This is a genomic window from Nonlabens sp. (assembly GCF_018401815.1).
Lineage (GTDB): Bacteria > Bacteroidota > Bacteroidia > Flavobacteriales > Flavobacteriaceae > Nonlabens.
Map to the genome: position 1 here is coordinate 1 of NZ_JAGYKG010000014.1, position 2,821 is coordinate 2,821.

Consider the following 2,821-nt stretch of genomic DNA (forward strand, 5'->3'; position numbering starts at 1 on the left):
CATTAGGCTGTACGGGTTCAAGTCCCGTCCCGAGTACAAATTAGAGCAAGCCCTGCGCGAGAATTCGCGCAGGGCTTTTTATTATCTAAACTTTCACCCTATTTATTTAAGGATGTTCTCTTTATCTAAACAAATCGATTTCACTTCAAAATATTTTCTTCTTTTAACTTTAGTATCTTGTAGTTCAAAGCTTCAAAATGTCTGAACTAAATAAAGTCATCAATGAACTCCTAGAATTTCGAGATATTAGAGATTGGAAGCAATTTCACAATCCGAAAGACCTATCACTAGCATTGAGCATAGAGGCCAGCGAACTTTTAGAACAGTTCCTATGGAAAAATGCAGAGGATGCTAACAAGGACAAAATAAAATATGAATTAGCGGACATCTTCGCATATGCCCTTTTACTTGCTAACCACTATGAATTAGATCTTCCTTCTATTATTAGAGAAAAGATGGAAATAAATAATCAAAAATATCCTGTAGAAAAAGCAAAGGGAATAGCTAAAAAGTATACGGATTTATAAATGATTGATCATAAAGTCAAGCTATCTGATTACATCTTTGACGAATCTATTGAAACCCAAATCAAGCAACTCGACTACGCTAAAGAGCTCTGGCCTTTAGTTTATCTTTTGACTGATTCCGAAAAAGACATTGCCTATGTTGGTGAAACCACTGATGTTATTTCACGTCTACAAAGCCACAGAAGAAATAAAACAAAACAAAAACTAAATCAGGTTCATCTAATCACAAGTGACCTATTCAACAAATCGGCAACCCTTGATATTGAGTCGAATCTGATAAGATATTTATCTGCCGATCAAAAATTCGATCTTCTTAATGGAAATATTGGAATCTCCAACCACAATTATTTTCAAAAACAGGAGGTTTACTGGGATCTATTCCAAGATACCTGGAATAAGCTTCAGGCAAAAGGAATCGTTCAGCACTCCTTAAACCACATCAATAATTCAGATCTTTTCAAATATTCTCCATACAAAAGCCTTACTCGAGAACAACAGCAAGGTTTGTACGATATAATGAGCAGCTTAGTTTGCGATGATGCTAAGCACTTTTTAATTGAAGGAGGCGCGGGAACAGGTAAAACAGTTCTAGCCATTTTTCTATTCAAGATTCTATCAGGTGAGTTAGGAGACCTACAGTTTAAAGAATTCGGGGATTATGAGCAAAAATTTGTTGACTTAGCACAACAGATAAAAAAACGCTTCCCCGATCCAAAAATTGCATTAATAGTTCCTATGTCATCCTTTAGAAAGACCCTACAAAAAGTATTTAAAGGAATAAAAGGGCTTAGTCCAAAAATGGTTATTGGTCCTGCCGAGGTTACAAAACAGAATTATGATATAGTGCTCGTAGACGAGGCACACCGCTTAAGAAAACGAGTAAACTTAGGTTCATACTTTGGATCTTTTGACAAAGCCAGTAAAAGTCTTGGTTTAGACCCAAATGAATCTAATGAACTCGAGTGGGTTATTTTACAAAGTAAGCACGCATTATTTTTTTATGACAAAAACCAATCAATTAAGCCGTCTGACATAGAGGCTGATAGATTTGAAACGCTTAGAGAACATAGGCAAACTAAAGAGCTGAAACTTCAGTCTCAAGTAAGGGTTAAAGCGGGCAGTACATATACTCAATTCATTCATGAGATATTAGAAACCAAAATTAAAAATCGAGAGCTTAAAGTATTCAAGGATTATGAATTAAAAATCTTTGGATCTATCCGCGACCTGATAGCAGAAATAAAAGCTAAAGACCACATTTACGGTCTTTCTCGCTTAGTAGCAGGATATGCCTGGAGCTGGAAATCAAAAAAGAATCCGACTGCCTATGATATTGAAATAGAAGACATAAAACTCAGATGGAATAGTACCAATGCAGATTGGATTAATTCCAGTAACGCCTTAGAAGAAGTAGGATGTATACATACCACTCAGGGGTATGATTTAAATTACACAGGTATAATTTTTGGCCCCGAAATTACCTACAACCCACTCACCCATTCTATTGAAATTAGAGCAGAAAACTATAAGGACAGGAATGGCAAAGTTTCCATTAAAAATGAGGCTCGCTTAAAAGAGTATATCAAAAACATCTACTATACCCTCATGATGAGAGGGATAAAAGGAACCTATATTTACGCTTGTGATTCGAATCTCGCATTATACCTTTCTCAACATATTCCATCTTTCGAAAGGCAACAACCAGCTAAAGTAATACCTATTTTACCCTTTGAAAACGCTGTACCCCTCTATCCAATGGAAGTTGCTGCTGGCGGGTTTGAAGAATCCTCAATTGAACAAGCCGAAAGCTGGATTAGTGTACCTAATCATATTAAAATAGATAGCTCATACTATGCCTGTCGAGTTGTTGGTGAATCTATGAATAAAATTATTCCAAATGGTGCTTTATGCCTATTTCAAAAATATACAGGTGGAAGCAGAAATGGATTGATCACCTTGGTTCAATCCTCAGATATCCAAGATGCTGAAACCGGTTTTTCATTTACAGTTAAGGAATACCAAAGCCTAAAAAATGTTTCATCAGAAGGCTGGCATCACGAACAAATAACTCTTTTACCACGATCCTATGATTCTGATTTTAAACCAATATCATTGTCGGAAGATGCCATACAATCTTTGAGTGTAATTGGAATATTTAAAGCGGTACTTGAAGAACAGTAAAACCCAATTTAAAACACCGGAATTTTAGCAAAAACACAGAGATATTGAGGTAAATTTTTTTTGCCTTTAATTGAGTTCTAAAAACAAAATATCATCATAAAAATGATCCTGTA

2 protein-coding genes are annotated in these 2,821 nt (G+C 35.6%); both read left to right on the forward strand.

Annotated features, from left to right (window positions below):
- Nucleotides 1–197: 197 nt before the first annotated feature.
- Nucleotides 198–527: a nucleotide pyrophosphohydrolase gene (locus KG732_RS12855; RefSeq protein WP_213524413.1), complete on the forward strand. Its 330-nt coding sequence runs from the start codon at nucleotides 198–200 to the stop codon at nucleotides 525–527.
- A complete protein-coding gene (locus tag KG732_RS12860) occupies nucleotides 528–2,708 on the forward strand; it encodes a DNA/RNA helicase domain-containing protein (RefSeq protein WP_213524414.1) in 2,181 nt (726 codons plus the stop codon).
- Nucleotides 2,709–2,821 lie beyond the last annotated feature (113 nt).